The sequence below is a fragment of the Acinetobacter sp. YH12211 genome (assembly GCF_013418015.1).
Classification (GTDB): Bacteria; Pseudomonadota; Gammaproteobacteria; order Pseudomonadales; family Moraxellaceae; genus Acinetobacter; species Acinetobacter towneri.
Genome location: NZ_VPCW01000015.1, coordinates 35907 through 54740 on the forward strand (window position 1 = coordinate 35907; position 18834 = coordinate 54740).

The window sequence follows — 18834 nt, forward strand, 5'->3', positions numbered from 1 at the left end:
CCGAATACAACAGTTTTTTATTAATCGGGGATGATAATGTTCGGCTTTATCACACGGCTGGCGGTTATTGTGAGTATTCCAGTTATTTCGCTCACGCGAAAAGCAAATGCTGGAGTAGTACAAACGGCGGTCAGCCAATATCCACAGGAGCTAATTTTTGCACTTTGCGGCGTAATGATGTTTGCAGGTGCTTTAGCTTCAATCGTAACACCCGACCCAGAGGGCGTTAAACCGACCAAGCCAATGGCAAAGTTGATTTATTCATTCTTTGGCAGCGTGTCAGCACTTACCTATCTTGTTTTTTGTGAGAAAGATTTAAGTCTTGTTCATGCGTTATGGGTCGGTGGCGTGTCTTTTGTGTCACCAGTGGCGATACCGAGTCTAAAAGCTTTGGTATTTGAGTTAATGCCTATCGCAATGCAAACCCTTAAAAGCTTTATTAGCAAGTGGATAGGTCAAAGCAAGGGGAATGGCAATGGATAAACTTCAATTAAGTTGGATATTTATTGGCTTGATCTTTGGTTTTATAACTATCTTGCCAATTAAGCGATGCTTTGCAACGCAGAACGGTTTTATTTCTATGCTCACAGCTTCGCTGATGGGCATTTTTCATATCTGGTTTTCATGGGTCGCCGTAGTTATTGCGCTGTTTTTCTTTAGCTATGGACTCTACCAGAACCGATACAAATATTTAGGGGCGACTAATGACTACACAAACCGAACTTGAGTGGGTGGCCAATGGCCGCGCAAAGATCGGCACGTATGAAATTAAAGGCTCAAAGCACAATCCATTGATTCTAGCGATGTGGCAGCTTGGTTTTCAGGCCACAAAGCAAAAACAGTGGATTAATGACGATGAAACAGCATGGTGCGGCGCGTTTACGGCGTATTGCATGGCGAGAGCAGGCTTAGACAAGCACATTCCAAAGGCGTTTTATCGCGCTAAAGAGTGGGCGAGTATGGGTACATCACTCAACAGACCAGCATACGGCGCAATTGTTGTATTCAGCCGTAATGGTGGTGGCCATGTTGGTTTTGTCGTTGGCAAAGATAGTCGTGGAAATATCATGGTTTTGGGCGGAAATCAGTCCAACGCCGTAAATATTATGCCGTTTTCCACAAGTCGCGTACTGGCCTATCGCTGGTGCGGGACGCAAAAGCTTCCAAATGCTTCGCGCTATAACCTTCCGTTGCTCAATAGCAATGGCAAGGTTAGTACGAATGAAGCATAACCAGTTTGACCGTGAGCAATTGCTCTCTAACTGTCCGTTGCGGTCTTTTTTATTTTGTGAGTAGCACAGCAGATGAAAAAATGTGGTGCGAAAACAAGAGCAGGGGGTAAATGTCAGCTACAGGCGGGGCATGGTACTGATCATATCGGTACAGGCCGTTGTAGATTGCATGGCGGCGCATCAAAGGGTGCGCCAAAAGGCAATAAGAATGCACTGAAGCATGGCATTTACTCCAAGCTGTTTACAGATAGTGAGATAGACGAAGCAAAGCAAATGCAAGGCTCAATTGAAAATGAGCTTGCAATAGCGAGGTTACAACTACTTAACCTGCTAAAGATTATGCGGAAATACGGCGACAACCCAATTTTGGACAAGGTAGAGGAAAAAACCATTGTTCAAGACGAGGGAGATCATAAAAAAAATAAGGAAAAAAAGGATTTTCTTAAAGCATTGGTAAAAAGTGCGAAACAGGCTGGCGAAGAATACGACCCAGATGGGGATGAAGATTATATTTTTATGGATGACCCAGATCAAAGTGGGGAATCTGAGGTATTTGAGCGTAAAAGGACGTTCCAACGCCGTGACCTAACAGGCGAATTTATACGGCTAACAACACTTATAGCCAATTTAGAACGTCAATTACTGCAATCCAGCAAAATAAAAGTTGAGATTGAGATGATACGCAAAGGAGAGAAGCAAGTTGATGATGTTGAACAGCTCACAGACATTGAGCTGGATGCAGAACTTCAGAAGCTTATCGGCGGACTCTCAGTTTAAAGTCTTATCCAAACTGGATAAAAAAGCCAAAACACGGCTTTTAAAATTGATTAAAGAGTACGAGTTAAGGCTCACATACAAGCTATACAAGTTATTCCCAGAAGAAGGCGAGCTATCACGGCATGAATACGTGAAGCACATGCAATTCTTTCAGGGCGGTACGGCGTATAGAGCGCGTTTGTTTATGGCGGGGAACCGTGTAGGTAAAACCGTTACAGGCGCGTATGAAGGCAGCTTGCACGCAACAGGCTTATATCCAGATTGGTGGACAGAAGAAAACGGATGTAAGCGATTTAATACTAAAACGGATGGTTGGGTAGCTGGTAAAACCAACGAAACCACACGCGACATTATCCAGAAAGAGCTTTTCGGTAATGTGGTGTATATCAACGGAAAAAAAACCGTAGATTGCACAGGCGTTATCCCAAAGCATTTAGTAGATCGAAAGTCGATACGCTGGAAACAAGGCGTAGCAGATTTAATTGACTTTGTACGTGTCAAACACGTATCGGGCGAATGGTCGAGTATCGGCTTAAAGTCATATCAACAAGGGCGTGGCGCGTTTGAAGGAACGGAACGACACTGGATATGGCTAGATGAAGAACCAGAACAGTGGATTTATACCGAGTGTGTAACGCGAACAGCGACCACACAAGGCATTGTCATGGTGACGTTCACGCCGTTGGAAGGTACAACGGAAATGGTGGACGACTTCATCAAAAAGTCTGATGAGGGAATCAATCTGTTAATTCAAGCGGGCTGGGATGATGCACCGCACTTAACAGAGAAAGACAAAGCTGATTTATTGGCAATTTTCCCAGAACATGAGCATGAAGCACGTTCAAAAGGTATTCCGTATGCAGGCTCAGGCTTAATTTTCCCAATTAAAGAGTCTGATATTGTCATTGAGCCGTTTGTTATTCCTAAGCATTGGGCAAGACTCACAGGCATGGACTTTGGCTGGGACCACCCGACAGCAGCAATCAACCTTGCGTGGGATAGGGACAATGACATTGTTTATCTGGTGGATGAATACGGCGCATCTAAGAGAACGCCTATTGAACATGCACCACACATCAAAGCATTGTGTCATTTCGCACCAGTAGCCTTCCCGCATGATGGATTGCAGCACGATAAGGGTGGCGGCGAGCAAATGCGCGAACAGTACGTGAAGCAAGGCGTAAATATGACTGCAGAACGAGCCACGTTTGAAGATGGTTCAAACAGTGTAGAAGCAGGCTTGATGATGATGCTCACACGTATGCAGCAAGGAAAACTCAAAGTATTTAAGCATTGTGTCAAATGGATTGAAGAACGGCGCATGTATCACCGCGAGAACGGCAAGATCGTTAAGCGCAAGGATGACTACATGGACGCATCACGCTATGCGCTAATGATGTTGCGTTACGCCGTTACAGAGCCAATTTTAAAAACCAGACAAGAGCGTAGGAGAAGCAAGCTGTGATTCATGTGCAGTACGGCGTTTTAAAAGAATTACACGTAAGAGATAAGTTTGGTGTACGCGCCATGATTGCTAATGTGACTATCCGCGAAAATGGTCAGGAACCAGTGGATGATGCAGCTTTGATTTTAGCGCGTAGATCGTTTGGTGTTGGCCGTAGTCATTTAATTCTCAGACAAAACATGCACGCCGTATTAGACACACAAGAGCTATTACAAATGGCGTTTGATGCAGTACAGCGATTGTTCGGCTCAGTTGATAAAGACAATTTGCATAAAATGGCTGATTTATTGCTGGATTATACGGACGAGCTAGTGATGCACCCACCAGAAGATCAAATGAAGCTATGGAAACAACAGCAAAAATTGATTGAGCAATCACAGGCTTTGATCACTGTAAACGATGAGATTATTTTGGATGCTCGGTAATGGCAGTAAATGAAACAGGCTTAAAGGCCAATTTAGATCAAGACTTTTTGAAAAGTGATGATGGTCAATTTTTGGCATGGGCGCATGGTCTATATCAGCGTGAGTTAGACTTACAGGCAGAATCACGTACAGAACGCGCTATTGATGCAGCATTTTACGATGGTGATCAATTTAGTGATGAAGAACTACAGGAATATGAAGCGCGTAACCAAAAAGCGCGTGTGTTCAATGAAATCAAGCCTACCGTAGATTGGTTGCTTGGCGGTGAACGGCGCGTTAGAACGGATTGGGCTATTTTGCCGCGTACAGAAGATGACTCAGAGCCAAGTATTAGAAAATCAAAACTGGCCAAGTACATTGATGATATTAACAATGCGAATTGGCACAGGTCAGAAGCATTTAGCGATATGACTAAATGCGGCGAAGGCTGGACAGCGATTGAATACCTACCTAATCAGGATGGTGATTTTCAAATTATGTTCCAACATGAGCATTGGCGTTATATGTTGGCCGACTCTAAGAGCCGCCGCCGTGATATGACTGATATGCAGTATATCTGGCGTGTGAAAATCCTAGACTTACAAACGCTGATTAGTTATTTCCCTGAAAAAGAAGCGGAATTAATTAATATCAGTGATGATATGGACGTTTTAGAGCAAGACTTACTGGATGAATCGCTAACCAGCCTTGACCCTTCTAGCAATGAACGACACCTTCGCACTGGCTCATTAAGCTTTGACATGAACGGCTCAGGCGACAGGGATGGGGTTAAGGTTTATGAAATGTGGTACAAGCAAAGTGAGCGCGTGCAGTTGTTACGTGGTGAAGGCTCATACAACAATGAAGTGTACGACCCAAAGAACCCAGATCATCAAGTTTTAATCCAGCATTACGGCTTTAGAACAGCAGAAGTTACCCGCCAGCAAATGTATTGCGCTATGTACACGGATGACACGGTACTTTACCGACAAAAATCCCCATATAAGCACAACCGTTTTCCGTTTGTGCGCCGTTATGCGTATTTAAAAGACCGTGAAGGCACACCATACGGCGTTATTCGTTCTGTACGTGACCCACAGAGCGATTTAAACATACGCCGTAACAAAGCATTGCACATGCTTTCATCGGTGCGCGTAGTTATGGAAAAGGGCGCGGTAGATGATAAAGAGGAATTAGCAAACGAAGTTGCACGCTGGGATGCCATTGTTGAAATCAATCAAAATAAAAAGTTTGAGATTCAAGAAGGGCAGGACAGAGCAAACACGCAATTAAACGTAGGTGAGCAGAATAGCGCGTACATACGTCAAATTTCAGGCGTAACAGGCGAAAACAGGGGTATGGATACCAACGCCACTTCTGGCATTGCGATTCAAGCAAGGCAGGAACAAGGCACAATTATATCTACCGTGTTATCCGATATGCACAGCTTGGCGCGAAAATTAGAAGGTGAGCTTATTCTTAGCTTGATGGAACAGTTTTATGACAAGCCATTTCAATTCAGGATTACTGCAGACAACCTAAAAGACAAAATCGAGTTTGCCAAAATCAATGATGAAGCCGAACCTGAAACAGATATTACAAAAACACAATCAGATTTTGTGGTATCAGAGCGCGACTACAGAACAACCATGCGACAAGCCTTGTCAGAGCAGCTATTAGCATCGGCAGCAACGATAGCACAGCACACAGGCAACCCGACTTTAGCCGTTGCCATGATGACCAGCGCAATTGAACTGCAGGATTTACCAGATAAAGACCGTTTAATTGATGGTTTACGCAAGGCATCTGGTATGCCGCCGTTAAATGAAACGGAAGAAGAACGGATGCAGCGTGAAAAACAGGAACAAGAGCAGCAGGCACAGCAAGCGCAGCAACAACAGCAGGCCATTGAGCTTGAAATGAAAGAGCGTGCGGCGAAGATTGCAGAAACAGAAGCTAAAGCGGCTAAGGCTGTGATGGATGCTGAATTGCTGAAAGTCAGAAACGTATTTGAAAAATTGAACACGCTCAAGTCTGGAATGGAAGCAGGCAGCATTGCAGTACAAAATCACGGCGCGTTACCAGTGGTCGATCAGTTAATTGAGAACCTAGACTCATTGCTTAACTTGGCAGAGCCAGAGCCAACGGCGCAACCAGACCAGCAGCAGCTTGAGCAGCAAGCCATGATGCAGCAACAGCAGCAAATGGAGCAGCAACAAGCACAAGAACAAGCCGCAATGATGCAGCAGCAAGAACAGGCGGTCATGCCTGATATGCAGCAAGCACAAGAGCAGCAACCCTTTTAAATAAGAAATGTAGCCAGCCTTCTTACGAAGGCTTTTTTTATGCCTATACCGAAGCGGAGTTACCCAAATGTCAGAAATCAATGACGAAAATACTTTAAATGAGTTTGAATACACGGATGAAGAAAAAGCCGAGTTAGCCAAGCTTGATGCAATCAATGAAAATTCAGACGAGTTAAAAACCGAAGCAGACGAAGAACAGGTATCACTTGAAGATATTAAAAAAGAGCAAGAACAAGGCAATCAGGATTTAGAAGTAGGCGATGAATTTCTGGATGAATTATTAAATCCAGAAGATACGGCGAAACAAGAAGCAGGTGAAGAAGGCGAGCCAGCCGAAAATGAAATCGAACAAGAGCCTGAACAGGAACAGGAACAGGAACAGGAACAAGAGCCTGAGCCTTTACCAGACTTTCAAGCGCAATTAGATGATGCCGAGCAGCGACTACAAGAAGCGCAGGGCAATGTTGATGATACGCTAAATAAATTACGCGAACTTGCCGAACAATACGATGAAGGCGAAATCTCACAGGGCAAGTATGACGTACAAAAGCTTGAACTTGAGCGTGAATTACGCCGTAACGAAAGACTGTACGAAAAAGCAGAAGGCGAGCTACAGCAAGTCAGTAGCGAAGCCAATAGCAAAATATCTGAATATCAGGATACACGCCGTAATGCGTGGCGCAATGAGCTAATTGAGTTTTTAGACGACCCAGCGAATGAGGTTATCGGCTCAAATCCGCATATTGCTGAACAGTTTGACAAGTTGCTGGCTTCAATGGGTAGTTCTGGCGTATTTGAAGGCTTAAACAATAAGCAGATTTTACAGTCTGTACGCAATCAGTTGTCTTTCCACGTTCCTGAATTGCGCGATAAGCCTTACACGCCTAAAGCATCAAAACAAAATAAGCCAGCAAAACCACGACATGAAAACAGCAATGTACCTGCATCTTTATCACAAATGAACGTCAAAGAAGTACCAGCAGACGACCCTTTTGCATATATCCGCAAATTGTCTGGTGTTGAGTACGAGCAAGCAATTTCAAAGCTAAGTGAAGAACAGCAAGACGCGTTTTTCTTTGGCTAAACAGTTTTTTAATCTTTAAATCATCTAGGAGTAGCTATTATGGCTTCAACTAATATCCCTTTCGGCTCACCATTGGCTAAAAAGCATTTTGGCGGGGCGATGTTTAACTCTACGATTGCAAAATCGTGGGTAGCTAAAAACCTTATCGAAAATGCACACCGCACTGATAAAGGTGCAGAAATGGCAAACGCGCCTATTGTCGTTATGAATGACTTAACCAAGTCTGAAGGCGACACGGTATCGTTTGATATTTACATGCAGCTTACAGGTCGCGGAACCTTTGGTGATGACAACCTAGAAGGTAACTTAGAATCACTTGATTCTTATACCGATGAAATCAGTATCAATCAGGTGCGTAAAGGTGTTGATGTTGGTGGCCGTATGACCAACAAGCGTACTGTGAACGACCAGCGTGCAGTAGCGCGTTTAAAGCTTACAGAATGGTTTTCACAATTCTTAGACCAAACTTGCTTCACCAACTTGGCAGGTAAACGCGGTATTAACCCTTTCGTATTGGCGAAAAACGTAAACTATGCAGTGAAAGATACGCATGAGTTTGAAGATTATGACGCAGATCACATTGTATATGGTGGTGCAGCAACATCTAAGCAGTCTTTAACCGACCAAGACACCATGACTTTAAGCTTGATTGATAAGCTTATCGTTAAGGCGACCACAGAAGGCGGTGACGCAGATAAAAAGGTACGCTTAACGCCGTTAGATAAAAACGGCGAAGATGCCTATATCATGCTGTTACACCCATACCAAGAGCATGACTTGCGTACTGATACTGGTACTTCTGGCTGGTTAGACATTCAAAAAGCAGCAGCAGGTGCGGAAGGTATGAAATCACCTATCTTTAAGCAGAATTTAGGTAACTATCGCGGCGTACACTTCAAAAAGCATAAGCATGTTGTATTGGATGATACATACGGCGCATCAGGTAACGTGCAATCAGCGCGTGCGTCATTCATGGGCCGCCAAGCACTTGTATTGGCTTTCGGTAACGCTTCATCTGCTAACCTTCGTGCAGACTGGACAGAGAAAAAAACCGATGTGGACGACAACAAACAGGCTATTTCGGGCCGCATGATGTTCAACGCAAAACGCCCACGCTTCAACGGTCAGGATGTGAACTCATACGCCGTAGATACTGCAGCGAAAAAACCAGCATAACGAACACAACCCGCCGTAAATGGCGGGTTTTTCTTATTCATTTTTTGGAGTAGTCAAACATGGCTCAATATTTTTCAGAATCACACGAAGGCATGAGCAGCCTACCAACAAACTCACACGGCGGTATGTTAATGCGTCATCGTTGCGCTATCGTTTTTGCAGTCGGTGCAACCTTAGCGGCTACAGACCAGCTTGTATTAGGCGTATTACCTGCAGGTTATACGATTGATGAAATCACAGCAGACAGTGATGGTATTACAGGTTTAAAAGTGAACGTGGTGCAAGCGGAAGGATTAGCTGCATCCGATGCAAAAACAACACTAGCATCTGCAATTAGCCTTGCTACTGCAGGCGGTGTAGCGGGTACTGTGACGAAAGATGCAATCAGATTCAAAGGCACAGACAAAGGCCTATATCTGGTGGCAGAAGTTGCTGCAGGTGGTGACGTTACGGCGGGGCAAGAGGTAGGCGTGACGTTTACTTATCGTTATCGCCAAGTCACGTACTAATCGGCCAAAAGAAAAGAGGGGATAACTCCCCTCTTTTTTATTTATCTATCACAAATAGGAAAGCACGCCATGACAATGAAAAATGCAGCACCACAGAACACAGATATTGATTTAAAAGCCGATGATATTATCGAGTGTATCCTTCACCGCAAAGATGGCACAGTGGTTGATTTTGGTTTTCACAATAAACGAAAAGTAAAATATCACTTTAAGCCGATTGACCCGACAGACCCAGACTCACCACACGTTTGTAATGTTCCTAACGATGAACACTATGACCGTTTCTTAGAAATCCCAGAAGCATATCGCGCATATTTCCACGACCAAGAATATGAGCCAGCTTACGCCGTACCGACACCAAAACCAGAGCGTGACGAATACGACCCGCGCAATGACTTTGCAGACTTGTTATCGGTCAATGCTGATGATGTGAGCAATGACTGGTTGGGTCGCTTCACTAAAGAAATCTTAGGCATCAAGCTTACTCAAAAGCAGGACTTAGCCGACTATGCCCAGACTCATTATGAGCTTGATTTTGACTATGGCACGACAACGGCGGCTGAAATTGCACGCCTGATCTTAAAAGAGCGTATCGAAGAAGAACGCAACGCTAGCGATGCAGCAAATTAAGGAATAATTCATGAGCCAAATTACTTGTCAGACCCTTATTGATGGGGTACAGGCAACACAGTTAAACGACTCAGAAAAAATTGCATGGTCAGAAACATTGCTTATGTCAGCATTGAATCAAGCCTTAGCAATTTTAACTTTGGTGCGGCCAGATGCTACAGCCAAAGTGCATGAGTTTACTTGTGTTGCAGGTACACGCCAAAACTTACCCGCCGATGGTTTACGTTTGTTGAAGGTGGTGCGTAACTTATCTGCAGAGGGCGCAATTGGCCGCGCAGTACGCCTAGTGAATATCAGCGACCTAGACTCTATTGCTCCAAATTGGCACGCAGAAGCACCAAAGGATACGATCAAAGAATATATGTTTGATGAGCGCAGTCCTAAATGGTTTTATGTGTACCCGCCAGCACAGGCCAACATAAAACTAGAGATTGAATATTCAGCGCAGCCAACGGAAATCACAGACCTATCTCAGCCATTGCCAGTGGATATGGTGTATATGCAGCCATTGCAGGAATTTATCTTGTATAAGTTGCTATCTGGTGAAGGTGGTCAAGGTCAAGGTATGCAGCATTACAACACAGGCATGTCATTACTTGGTGCGAAGCCTGCAGTAGACCGTTTTTCGGCACCTATCACAGAAACCAATAGAGCCACAGGGGTTTAATTATCATGGCGAGATATGATGATTTAGTGGCGTTGGTAGCAATTCATGTTTCGCCATGCCCTGAACCCGCAATTATTAGCGCGTTACAACAAACAACGCGAGATTTTTGCAAAGAAACCCGCGTGTGGGTGCATGACGTACCAGAAACCGCCGTTATCCCAGAACAATTGAGCTATACGCTGGAAGTCCCAGAACAAACAACCATTGTGCATGTTTGGGGTATTGATGGGCGTACAGGTAACTATGAGTTAAAACCAGAGCATTACATCACTTTTCCGAACACTTTAAATTTTAACAAGCTACCAGCACGCGACACTTTTAAACCAGTTGTGTCGCTTATGCCAAGCGCAGGAAGTGAGGAAATACCAGATTTATTAGTTGAGTATTTTCAGGACTATATCGTTTCTGGTGCGGTGGCTCACTTGCAAATGCAGCCTTTTAGAGATTGGTCACAGCCAAACGCTGCAGAAGCGCATTTATTCAAGTATCAGCAAGGCTTACAAGAAGCCATTTCAATGCGCGATAACGGCTTGAATATGTCAAAAATCAAAGGTCGCGTTAGACCGCAGTATATTTAGTTTTAGGTATTAAAAAATGGCAAAGCAAAATTTTAATGCAGGCACAGCGCCTTCGGGTGTGGGTGGAGATACGAACCGCGCCGTAAACACAAAATGGGATGCTAACTTTACTGAAGTGTATAAGGCATTAGGTGGCTCAAATAATGGTGGTACGGGTTCGGTATTACCAACAGCGTTACCAATCATCAATGGTGGCACTGGTGCAACCACAGCAGCAAATGCACGTATAAACTTGGGTTTAGACAAGGTAAACAATACGTCAGACGCAGATAAACCTGTTAGTACGCAGCAAGCAGCCGCAATTTCTGCATCATCCAGCAGCTTAACAATCCTAATCAAAGACTCATTGCGCCAGTCGGTTGAAGCCGCATCTGGTGGTGAGCAGACCGTGCTATATACAGCCAAGGGTCAACCGACATACATGAACATCATTCAAAAGTTTGATTTATCAACGATTGATGCGTCATTAAGCGGCATACATCCAGCGTTTATCGTAAACGGTGTAGAAAAGCCTGAAATCTTTGTGGGCACGTATCTTGGAAAATTGGTCAATGGTGAGTTATTAAGTCTGCCAAATGTAGACCCTTCGGCATCAATCAATTTTGACAACTTCTCAACATACGCTCGCGCATGTGGTGCGGGTCATCACTTGATGACAAATGCGGAATGGTCGGCTGTAGCGTTGCAGTGCTATAAAAACGATACACAACCGTTTGGCAACACGTATTACGGACGCAGCTCCGAAAATCCGTTATTGATTGGACGCAGACAAGATGGACTTGATCCAGGCAATACAACAGGCACAGCGCGAACATTGACAGGCTCAGGGCCAGTCGAATGGCGACATAACCGCAAGCCTAGCGGCATCGCGGATTTGGCAGGCAATGTCTGGGAATGGAGCGCAGGTATGCGTTTAATAAATGGCGAAATTCAAGTTGTTGCAGACAATAACGCAGCACTACATACAATTGATATGTCAGCAACGTCAGCGCAATGGAAAGCAATAGATGCTGTAACAGGCAATCTAGTCACACCAGACGGCAACGGTACAACGGCTGGTACGGTGAAATTTGCGAATAGCGGCACAGCAGACTACACAATTAATGGTGCTAGCTTTGGTGCGATCCGCAACCTGTCTACAACCAAACCCGTAAGCGCGGCTGCATTGGCTCGCTTAAAGGCACTGTGCTTATATCCAGTAGTTGAAGATACAGCCAAATTTAATAGCGATGGACTTTGGAAAACAATTGATGCGGGTGAGCGTACGCCCATCCGCGGCGGCTTTTGGTACAGTGCTGCCATTGCGGGCGTGTTTGCTCTCTACTTGACTGACGCCCGCTCGAACGCGTACACGCATTTCGGGGCGCGTCCAGCTTTCGTAAATCCGTAATCTGTTTTGTGTCATCTGTTTGCGTGCGCGATAGCGCACGTTCTTATTTTTGATTTGTAGGTAGTTTTGTGTCTAGTGATTTATTAATCAGACAAAAGTGTGAAGAAATGATCGCATACGGCTATATCGCTTTGCGTCAATTTCCAAAATTTGAAAAGCATGTACTCGCTGCAGAAATCAGGCAGGTCATGTGGGGAGTTTTAAGATTGATTGTTGTGTGCAATAAACGCTATCACAAAAAGACCACGCTACAGGAATTAGATGCAGAACTTGACTTACTACGCGCTCAAATCCGTATTTCCAAAGAATTGGGTTATCTGGATTTTAAGAAATACGAGTATTGGTCAAGGCTAAACAATGAAATTGGCCGCATGGTCGGCGGCTGGATTAAAGCATTTGCTGGCAGCAGTAAATAGGGGTGTGCGTTACAACGACGCGCCCATCCGCGGCGGCAATTGGAACAATGCTGCCAATGCGGGCGTGTTTGCTCTCAACTTGAATAACGCCCGCTCGAACGCGAACACGAATATCGGGGCGCGTCCAGCTCTTAGAGCGTGTCAGAAATCTAGTTCTTAATGAGAGCTAGGGCAGAACACTTTAAAAGGATGCACACTCCTTAGACGAGAGTCTAAAAAACTAAACAGGCGGCATAGCTGAGTAGCAATAGCGAAAACTTATGCCGCTTTCTTTTTGAGAGATACATGACAGTCACGTACAACAATTTATTTAGTCAGATTTATGACTTTGAAAATTTATACAACGCATATTTAAAAGCAAGGCGCGGTAAGCGTGACAGGCGCGAAGTTCTAAGGTTTGAATTGAATTTAGAGGAAAACTTAATTCAATTACAGAACGAATTAATCTGGGGAACGTACAAGACAGGTGAGTATCGCGTATTTAAAGTATTTGAGCCAAAAGAGCGCGATGTTGCAGCACTTCCATTTCGTGACCGTGTTGCACAGCACGCAATATTGTTGATCATAGAACCAATATGGGAAAAGCGATTTATTTACGACAGCTATGCCTGCAGAGTCGGCAAAGGTACGCATGTTGGCGCAGATCGCGCCCAAGCTATGATGCGAAAAGTATTGAGAAACACAGGCAAGCTTTATGCGTTTAAAGCCGATATTTCAAAATTCTTTTACAGCATTAACCATGCTGTGATGAAGCAGCTTGTTAGAAAAAAGATCGCATGTAAAGCAACACTGGAATTGTTAGATGAAATTATTGACTCATCGGGCGGTGGGGTGGGTTTACCCATCGGCAATTTAACATCACAGCTTTTCGCAAATATCTACATGCACGAATTAGACGAATACGTGAAGCATCGGCTATGTGAGAAATATTACATACGCTACATGGATGACTTTTGCATTTTTCATCACGACAAAGATCACTTGCGGCATTTACGCATAGATATAGAGCGATTTTTGTTTGAAAGATTAAAACTCAAGACCAATGCCAAAACACAGATTTTCCCAGTGTCAGCAAAGAATGGCAGGGCATTGGATTTTTTGGGTTATCAAATGTGGCCAACGCACAGGCGTGTGCGTAAAAGTTCAATCTCACGGATTCATAGAAAAATCCGTTTTATGAAAAAGCAGTACAGCAAAGGCAGGATTCCAGCCAAGCGCATTCAAGCGTCAATGCAATCTTGGCTTGCTCATGCTTCACATGCACAAAGCTACGGCTTGCGTAAATCAATTTTAAAGAAAGCAGTTTTTTACAGAAAAGTAGACCGCAATTTGACGAGCTATGTCTTATTGCCTAAACATGAGGATTTAAAATGTTAAAGCTTGTATCGAACAGAGAAGGCGTTGAAATTCATCAACTCGAAATCACAGATAGCGGATGCACAATTACGCCTGCGTTTGCAGGCGTGTGTGAGCTAGTTAATCAGTGCGGTGGGGATAAGCGAAAAATCCTAAATGCTTTGGCGCAGTTTGATAAGAATTACGTTTGGGCTGTGACTTACGAAACCCCGCCAGTACCCGCATTGACACGCCGACAATTTCGGCTTGCGCTTGTGACAAATGGCTACAGTCTTACAGATATTGAAGCACTGATTGAGCAAATCCCAGATGAAATGCAAAAGCAGATCATCAAAATCGAATGGCAGGATGCAACCACATTCATTAGAACAAACCCAAATTTATTGACCATGGCAGACTTAATGGGGTTGTCTACAGGACAAGTAGACGCACTCTGGTCACAGGCTCTAACCTTCTAAGGAGTTTGTTATGCGAATCAAGGTAGCAAATTTCTTAGGCTCATTCCCACGTATCCACAATACAAAGCTAAAGGATACGGCAGCAGAAAAGGCTTTAAATGTTGATGTGACTAGCGGGGTGCTACGCCCATTTTACGCGCTACCAGTAGTTCACAAGCTCAATGATATTGGCACGGAAACCAAGTCTTTTTATTTTTTCAAATTTCCAAACACAAACGGATTTTTTCAGTTTGTCGATTTTGTTGATATAGCCTATTCACCTATTGCCGATGACCAGTACCGCCGCATCTACTGGTCAGGTGATAGCCGCGATAATGGGTATCTTCTCTACTCTTACACACCAAAATTAACCAATGGTGCAGTTTTCAACCCAGCAACATGGCATCGTGTGGGCATACCTGCACCAACAGTTGCACCAACAATTCTAAGCTCAAGCAGCACCTACACAGAGGATGAGTTGGCAGACTTGAGCGATGAAGCGCGATTGTATGTTTATACATACGTGAGTGAAACAGGCGAGGAATCAGCACCAAGTCCACCTAGTGGACTGGTATATGTTCCACACGACAACAGCACGGTGGAAATCGGAACGCTATTAACCGACACAAACGCAAGCACAGGGCGGGTTATTTCCAGAAAAAGGATATATAGATCACTTACAGATTCATCTGGTGGCGCAGATTTATATTTTGTGGGTGAGATTGTTGCGGCTTCAACAAAGTTCACAGACTCAATGAATAGCAGTGAAGTAAACACGCAAGACCCTATACCCTCAATCACTTGGGACACGCCAAGACAAGGATTGCAAGGCTTGGGCGTTACAGCAGAGGGTGTAAATTACGCTTTTATTGGGAAAATCGCATGTTTCACTGTACCGTACTACCCTTATGCTTGGCCGCGCGACTACGAGATAACACTCAAGCACGACATTGTAGCTATGGGTCACTATGAAAACTATATTTTATGTGCGACCACTGGTACACCGTACCTTATTTCAGGAATTGACCCCGCATCAACAACAGTGAGTGAGTTGCCAATAAATGAAGCTTGTATCGCTAAACGCTCACTGGTCAGTATGGCAACCTGCGTGTGTTACGCCAGTCCTAACGGCATTGTTATGGCGTATGGTTCAACCGCAAAGCTAGTCAGTGATTCATTCTTTGACAAGGATACTTGGGCAGCATTAAAACCAGAAAGCATCCACGCCGTAGAGCATCGCGGAAAATACCTATTTTTCTATAACAATGGGGTTAAGAAAGGCGCATATTTATTTGACCCACTACAGGTAGATTTTGGCTTAATTGAGCTTGATATATGGTTCAAAGCAGCATCCAGACACCACCAGACAGAAGAATTATTTTTTCTAGCCGATGATCTAAATATTTACAAATTTGACGATACAGCAGCAAATAAAAAGCCTTATGTATGGCGCAGCAAGTTATTTGATGTGGGTAATGATGGGGCGAGATTTTTAGCGTGTTCCGTTATTGCAGATGATTACAACGATGTGACCATTTCTATTGTGGCGGATAAGCAGCAAATCTATACAAGAAAAGTAACCAGCAGGAAGCCATTTAGACTGCCTAACCACTCTAACCATTTTGATTGGCAATTTGAAATTACCGCAACATCAAAAGTTAGAGAAATATCTTTGGCCACTTCTATGTTGGAGCTTGCTAAAAATGGCTAACCTCAGAAAGCTTATTGAAAAACGCCTTATCAGTAAGGCGGTAGACAAGGTTAAAAAACTAAACGCCGCCACGCCAGTTGTGGATGACCCCACACTACAAACGTGGATTAAAGAGGTATCCAGTACCGTTAGGGATATTACAAACACTGGGGTACGCCGTTCTGACTTGGTGCGCGCTGGTATTGCGACTATCAGCAATGGTGAGCTGCAAAGCATATTTGCACCGCAGGAAGAAGTAAACTTAACCATTCCAGCCGCCGTAATGAATTTAACAGCCAACGGTGCATATAGCTCAATCACACTTGATTGGGAAACCAAGCCAAGCAAATACTTCGGTGAAAACCGTGTTTATCGCTCAGATGTAGATGACTTTGGTACAGCAGTTCAAATCGGCTCAAGTATTGGTGACGTATATACCGACTATATTGGGAACAATGCTAAAGCATACTATTGGGTAAGAACAATCAGTAAATATGGCGTAGAGGGGGATTTAGCACCTTCGGTTTATGCTGAAACCAGCTTGGATATTGGTTATTTAATTGAACAGCTTACAGGCAAAATAAATGCTTCACAGTTCACGCAAGAGCTGCAGACAGAAATAGGAAGGATTGAATTAAATAGCAATGCAATCTCCCAAGAAATACAGAACAGAGTAAATGCCATAGCTGCAGAAAGCGCAGAAAGAATAGCGGCCATTACTGCAGAAACAGTAGCAAGACAACAGCAAATCGCGGACAGCACTACACAGCTAAGTAATAAAATAATTGAAGAACAACAGGCGCGTATTGCGGATATTGCAGAAGAAGCCGCAGTAAGACAACAACAAATTTTGTCAGAAGCTGAGGTGCGACAACAGCAAATTAATGACAATGCCACAGAATTAAGCAACAAAATTATCGCAGAACAGCAGGCGCGTGTTTCAGCAATCGCAGCAGAAGCCGAAATAAGGCAGCAGCAGCTTTTAGATGAAGCGGCAGCAAGGCAACAACAAATAAGTGAAAGCGTCACAGAGTTAAGCAATAGGATAATTGAAGAACAGCAGGCGCGTGTTTCGGCTATAACCGAAGAAGCAGCAACAAGACAGCAGCAAATCCTAGAAGAAGCGCAGGCAAGAGCTGGCGCAATTGAGATAGCGGTTTACAACGAGCAGGTGATTAGGCAATCAGAGGATGAAAAACTATCACAACAAATCAACATCGTTAATAGTGCAGTTACCAACAACGATACCACGTTAAGAGCTTTAATTACTGGTGAGCAGACAGCAAGAGTAAGCGGTGACGAAGCACTGGCAGATGATATAAGAACACTGTCATCTACCGTAATAAACAACGATACCCAAGTTAGAGCGTTAATTACCGAAGAAGCAACAACCAGAGCAACCGAAAATAGCGCAATATCTACTAAGCTTGATGGTGTGTTTGCTCAAGTCAATCCAAGCATGGCGGGAAGTGATGAACTAGCAGGAAGCGGAAATGTTTTGGCGGGTGTATGGAGTGAACAGACCGCACGTATTGAGGGTGACGAAGCATTAGCAAAAAGAGTTGATTCAGTAGTTGTAAAGTTTAATGATGATCTATCTGCAGCAATAATCACAGAGCAAAAAGCAAGAGTGACCGCAGATGAGGCAATGGCCGCACAAATTAGTACGCTCAATAGCAAAACTGGCGACCTGCAGGGTTTGATCATAGAAGAGCAGGAAGTAAGAACCAGTCAGATTGATGCCATATCTAAAGAATTAACATTTATTAGTGCGGGTGTTGGTGAGCAGTTTGACACAAATATTATCTGGTTTTTTGATGATGATACGGAAGGGTGGACATGCGAACATGGACTACCCATTATCTCAAATGGATATATACGTGCAGCCGATTATGCTGATGAAAACTACTTAATTAGCCCGCCACTAGAGAATATTAGCGGCTCAAGCTACCCACACTTTAGAGCGAGAATAAAGAAGGTTGGGAATCCCGTTTGGGATGGGGTTTTACTCTATGGCTTGGATTTTGGCGAATCATATACAATCCCAGAACCAGCATGGGATTTAAACGATATATCAGTTGTTCAAGCCGATGTATCGTGGGTTGGTGATATTGATAGAATTAAAATCAAATTTCTAAGCAGTCAAGATGCAGATAATTATTACTTTATTGACTGGTTGGCGATTGGTAGACCTTCGCCTTCTGCATCATATTCAGCACTATCAGAAGAACGGCTAGCAAGAGCAGAAGCCGACAGAGCCAACGCTAGCGCAATCTCCACCTTAACAGCAACCGTAAATACAAATGATGCGGTTTACAGGGGTTTAATATCAGATATAGCAAACATATCTGCCGATGCAGATGGTGTTTTAGCTAATCGCGCCACACTACTTGAGGCTAAGGCTGCAGAAAATGCAGCAGCTATTACAACTGAGCAGACGCTAAGGATTGAACAAGATAATGCACTGGCAGAGCAAATCAATACATTATCATCGGTAGCAGCAGACAATAAGGCTTTAATCACAAGTGAAGCCACCACAAGAGCCACTAAAGACAATGCGCTGGCAGAACAAATAACCGCCCTAAATAGCACAGTCAACAACAACGATACCACGCTAAGAGCTTTAATTACTGGTGAGCAAACAGCAAGAGTAAGCGGTGACGAAGCACTGGCAGATGATATAAGAACACTGTCATCTACCGTGACAAACAACGATA

The 18834-nt window shown here is 44.0% G+C and carries 19 protein-coding genes; all 19 read left to right on the forward strand.

From position 1 onward, the window contains the following. Positions 1–36 precede the first annotated feature (36 nt). Complete coding sequence (locus FTU98_RS08930) at positions 37–483, forward strand: hypothetical protein (RefSeq protein WP_180051212.1); 447 nt, start codon at positions 37–39, stop codon at positions 481–483. Continuing rightward, a complete protein-coding gene (locus tag FTU98_RS08935) occupies positions 476–727 on the forward strand; it encodes a hypothetical protein (RefSeq protein ID WP_180051214.1) in 252 nt (83 codons plus the stop codon). Before FTU98_RS08930 ends, FTU98_RS08935 begins: the two co-directional genes overlap by 8 nt. After that, complete coding sequence (locus tag FTU98_RS08940; RefSeq protein ID WP_180051217.1) at positions 705–1232, forward strand: TIGR02594 family protein; 528 nt, start codon at positions 705–707, stop codon at positions 1230–1232. The genes FTU98_RS08935 and FTU98_RS08940 overlap by 23 nt, the downstream gene beginning before the upstream one ends. 72 nt (positions 1233–1304) lie before the next feature. After that, positions 1305–2009, forward strand: a complete 705-nt coding sequence (locus FTU98_RS08945) for a hypothetical protein (protein WP_180051220.1) — start codon at positions 1305–1307, stop codon at positions 2007–2009. Further along, positions 1969–3474 (forward strand): terminase large subunit domain-containing protein, encoded by a 1506-nt coding sequence (locus FTU98_RS08950; RefSeq protein ID WP_257220036.1) that lies wholly within the window; start codon positions 1969–1971, stop codon positions 3472–3474. The genes FTU98_RS08945 and FTU98_RS08950 overlap by 41 nt, the downstream gene beginning before the upstream one ends. Continuing rightward, complete coding sequence (locus tag FTU98_RS08955; protein WP_180051223.1) at positions 3471–3899, forward strand: hypothetical protein; 429 nt, start codon at positions 3471–3473, stop codon at positions 3897–3899. Before FTU98_RS08950 ends, FTU98_RS08955 begins: the two co-directional genes overlap by 4 nt. After that, positions 3899–6184, forward strand: a complete 2286-nt coding sequence (locus FTU98_RS08960; protein ID WP_180051226.1) for a hypothetical protein — start codon at positions 3899–3901, stop codon at positions 6182–6184. Before FTU98_RS08955 ends, FTU98_RS08960 begins: the two co-directional genes overlap by 1 nt. Positions 6185–6251: 67 nt before the next feature. Then, on the forward strand, positions 6252–7268 hold the full coding sequence (locus FTU98_RS08965) for a hypothetical protein (protein WP_180051229.1): 1017 nt from the start codon (positions 6252–6254) through the stop codon (positions 7266–7268). Positions 7269–7307: 39 nt separating this feature from the next. Next, positions 7308–8444: a N4-gp56 family major capsid protein gene (locus FTU98_RS08970; RefSeq protein WP_180051232.1), complete on the forward strand. Its 1137-nt coding sequence runs from the start codon at positions 7308–7310 to the stop codon at positions 8442–8444. A 59-nt stretch (positions 8445–8503) separates the two neighbouring features. Then, positions 8504–8953 carry a hypothetical protein gene (locus FTU98_RS08975; protein WP_180051235.1) on the forward strand — a complete coding sequence of 150 codons (450 nt, stop codon included), beginning with the start codon at positions 8504–8506 and terminating at the stop codon, positions 8951–8953. Positions 8954–9022: 69 nt separating this feature from the next. Next, positions 9023–9583 carry a hypothetical protein gene (locus FTU98_RS08980; RefSeq protein WP_131261849.1) on the forward strand — a complete coding sequence of 187 codons (561 nt, stop codon included), beginning with the start codon at positions 9023–9025 and terminating at the stop codon, positions 9581–9583. Positions 9584–9593: 10 nt separating this feature from the next. Then, on the forward strand, positions 9594–10250 hold the full coding sequence (locus tag FTU98_RS08985; RefSeq protein WP_180051238.1) for a DUF6682 family protein: 657 nt from the start codon (positions 9594–9596) through the stop codon (positions 10248–10250). Positions 10251–10255: 5 nt separating this feature from the next. After that, positions 10256–10828, forward strand: coding sequence for a hypothetical protein (locus FTU98_RS08990; protein ID WP_180051240.1), 573 nt, complete (start codon positions 10256–10258; stop codon positions 10826–10828). A 16-nt stretch (positions 10829–10844) separates the two neighbouring features. After that, complete coding sequence (locus FTU98_RS08995; RefSeq protein WP_180051243.1) at positions 10845–12218, forward strand: SUMF1/EgtB/PvdO family nonheme iron enzyme; 1374 nt, start codon at positions 10845–10847, stop codon at positions 12216–12218. Between the two features lie 68 nt (positions 12219–12286). Continuing rightward, positions 12287–12634, forward strand: coding sequence for a diversity-generating retroelement protein Avd (gene avd, locus FTU98_RS09000; RefSeq protein ID WP_180051246.1), 348 nt, complete (start codon positions 12287–12289; stop codon positions 12632–12634). Between the two features lie 285 nt (positions 12635–12919). Continuing rightward, entirely contained in the window at positions 12920–14011 is a 1092-nt protein-coding gene (locus tag FTU98_RS09005) for a reverse transcriptase/maturase family protein (RefSeq protein ID WP_180051249.1), read from the forward strand. Next, positions 14005–14448: a hypothetical protein gene (locus tag FTU98_RS09010; protein WP_180051252.1), complete on the forward strand. Its 444-nt coding sequence runs from the start codon at positions 14005–14007 to the stop codon at positions 14446–14448. Before FTU98_RS09005 ends, FTU98_RS09010 begins: the two co-directional genes overlap by 7 nt. 10 nt (positions 14449–14458) lie before the next feature. Next, on the forward strand, positions 14459–16138 hold the full coding sequence (locus FTU98_RS09015) for a hypothetical protein (protein WP_180051255.1): 1680 nt from the start codon (positions 14459–14461) through the stop codon (positions 16136–16138). Next, the coding region (locus FTU98_RS09020) for a hypothetical protein (protein WP_180051106.1) at positions 16131–18834 on the forward strand (2704 nt) is incomplete at its 3' end. The genes FTU98_RS09015 and FTU98_RS09020, both read left to right, overlap by 8 nt.

Coding starts and splice junctions, on each gene's coding strand:
- FTU98_RS08950 (WP_257220036.1), top strand. CDS start 1,969: ATGCAGAACTTCAGAAGCTTATCGGCGGACTCTCAGTTTAAAGTCTTA.
- FTU98_RS08975 (WP_180051235.1), top strand. CDS start 8,504: ATGGCTCAATATTTTTCAGAATCACACGAAGGCATGAGCAGCCTACCA.
- FTU98_RS09010 (WP_180051252.1), top strand. CDS start 14,005: ATGTTAAAGCTTGTATCGAACAGAGAAGGCGTTGAAATTCATCAACTC.
- FTU98_RS08980 (WP_131261849.1), top strand. CDS start 9,023: ATGACAATGAAAAATGCAGCACCACAGAACACAGATATTGATTTAAAA.
- FTU98_RS08965 (WP_180051229.1), top strand. CDS start 6,252: ATGTCAGAAATCAATGACGAAAATACTTTAAATGAGTTTGAATACACG.
- FTU98_RS08990 (WP_180051240.1), top strand. CDS start 10,256: ATGGCGAGATATGATGATTTAGTGGCGTTGGTAGCAATTCATGTTTCG.
- FTU98_RS09015 (WP_180051255.1), top strand. CDS start 14,459: ATGCGAATCAAGGTAGCAAATTTCTTAGGCTCATTCCCACGTATCCAC.
- FTU98_RS08945 (WP_180051220.1), top strand. CDS start 1,305: ATGAAAAAATGTGGTGCGAAAACAAGAGCAGGGGGTAAATGTCAGCTA.
- FTU98_RS08995 (WP_180051243.1), top strand. CDS start 10,845: ATGGCAAAGCAAAATTTTAATGCAGGCACAGCGCCTTCGGGTGTGGGT.
- FTU98_RS08985 (WP_180051238.1), top strand. CDS start 9,594: ATGAGCCAAATTACTTGTCAGACCCTTATTGATGGGGTACAGGCAACA.
- FTU98_RS08930 (WP_180051212.1), top strand. CDS start 37: ATGTTCGGCTTTATCACACGGCTGGCGGTTATTGTGAGTATTCCAGTT.
- FTU98_RS08970 (WP_180051232.1), top strand. CDS start 7,308: ATGGCTTCAACTAATATCCCTTTCGGCTCACCATTGGCTAAAAAGCAT.
- FTU98_RS09005 (WP_180051249.1), top strand. CDS start 12,920: ATGACAGTCACGTACAACAATTTATTTAGTCAGATTTATGACTTTGAA.
- FTU98_RS08960 (WP_180051226.1), top strand. CDS start 3,899: ATGGCAGTAAATGAAACAGGCTTAAAGGCCAATTTAGATCAAGACTTT.
- FTU98_RS08940 (WP_180051217.1), top strand. CDS start 705: ATGACTACACAAACCGAACTTGAGTGGGTGGCCAATGGCCGCGCAAAG.
- FTU98_RS08935 (WP_180051214.1), top strand. CDS start 476: ATGGATAAACTTCAATTAAGTTGGATATTTATTGGCTTGATCTTTGGT.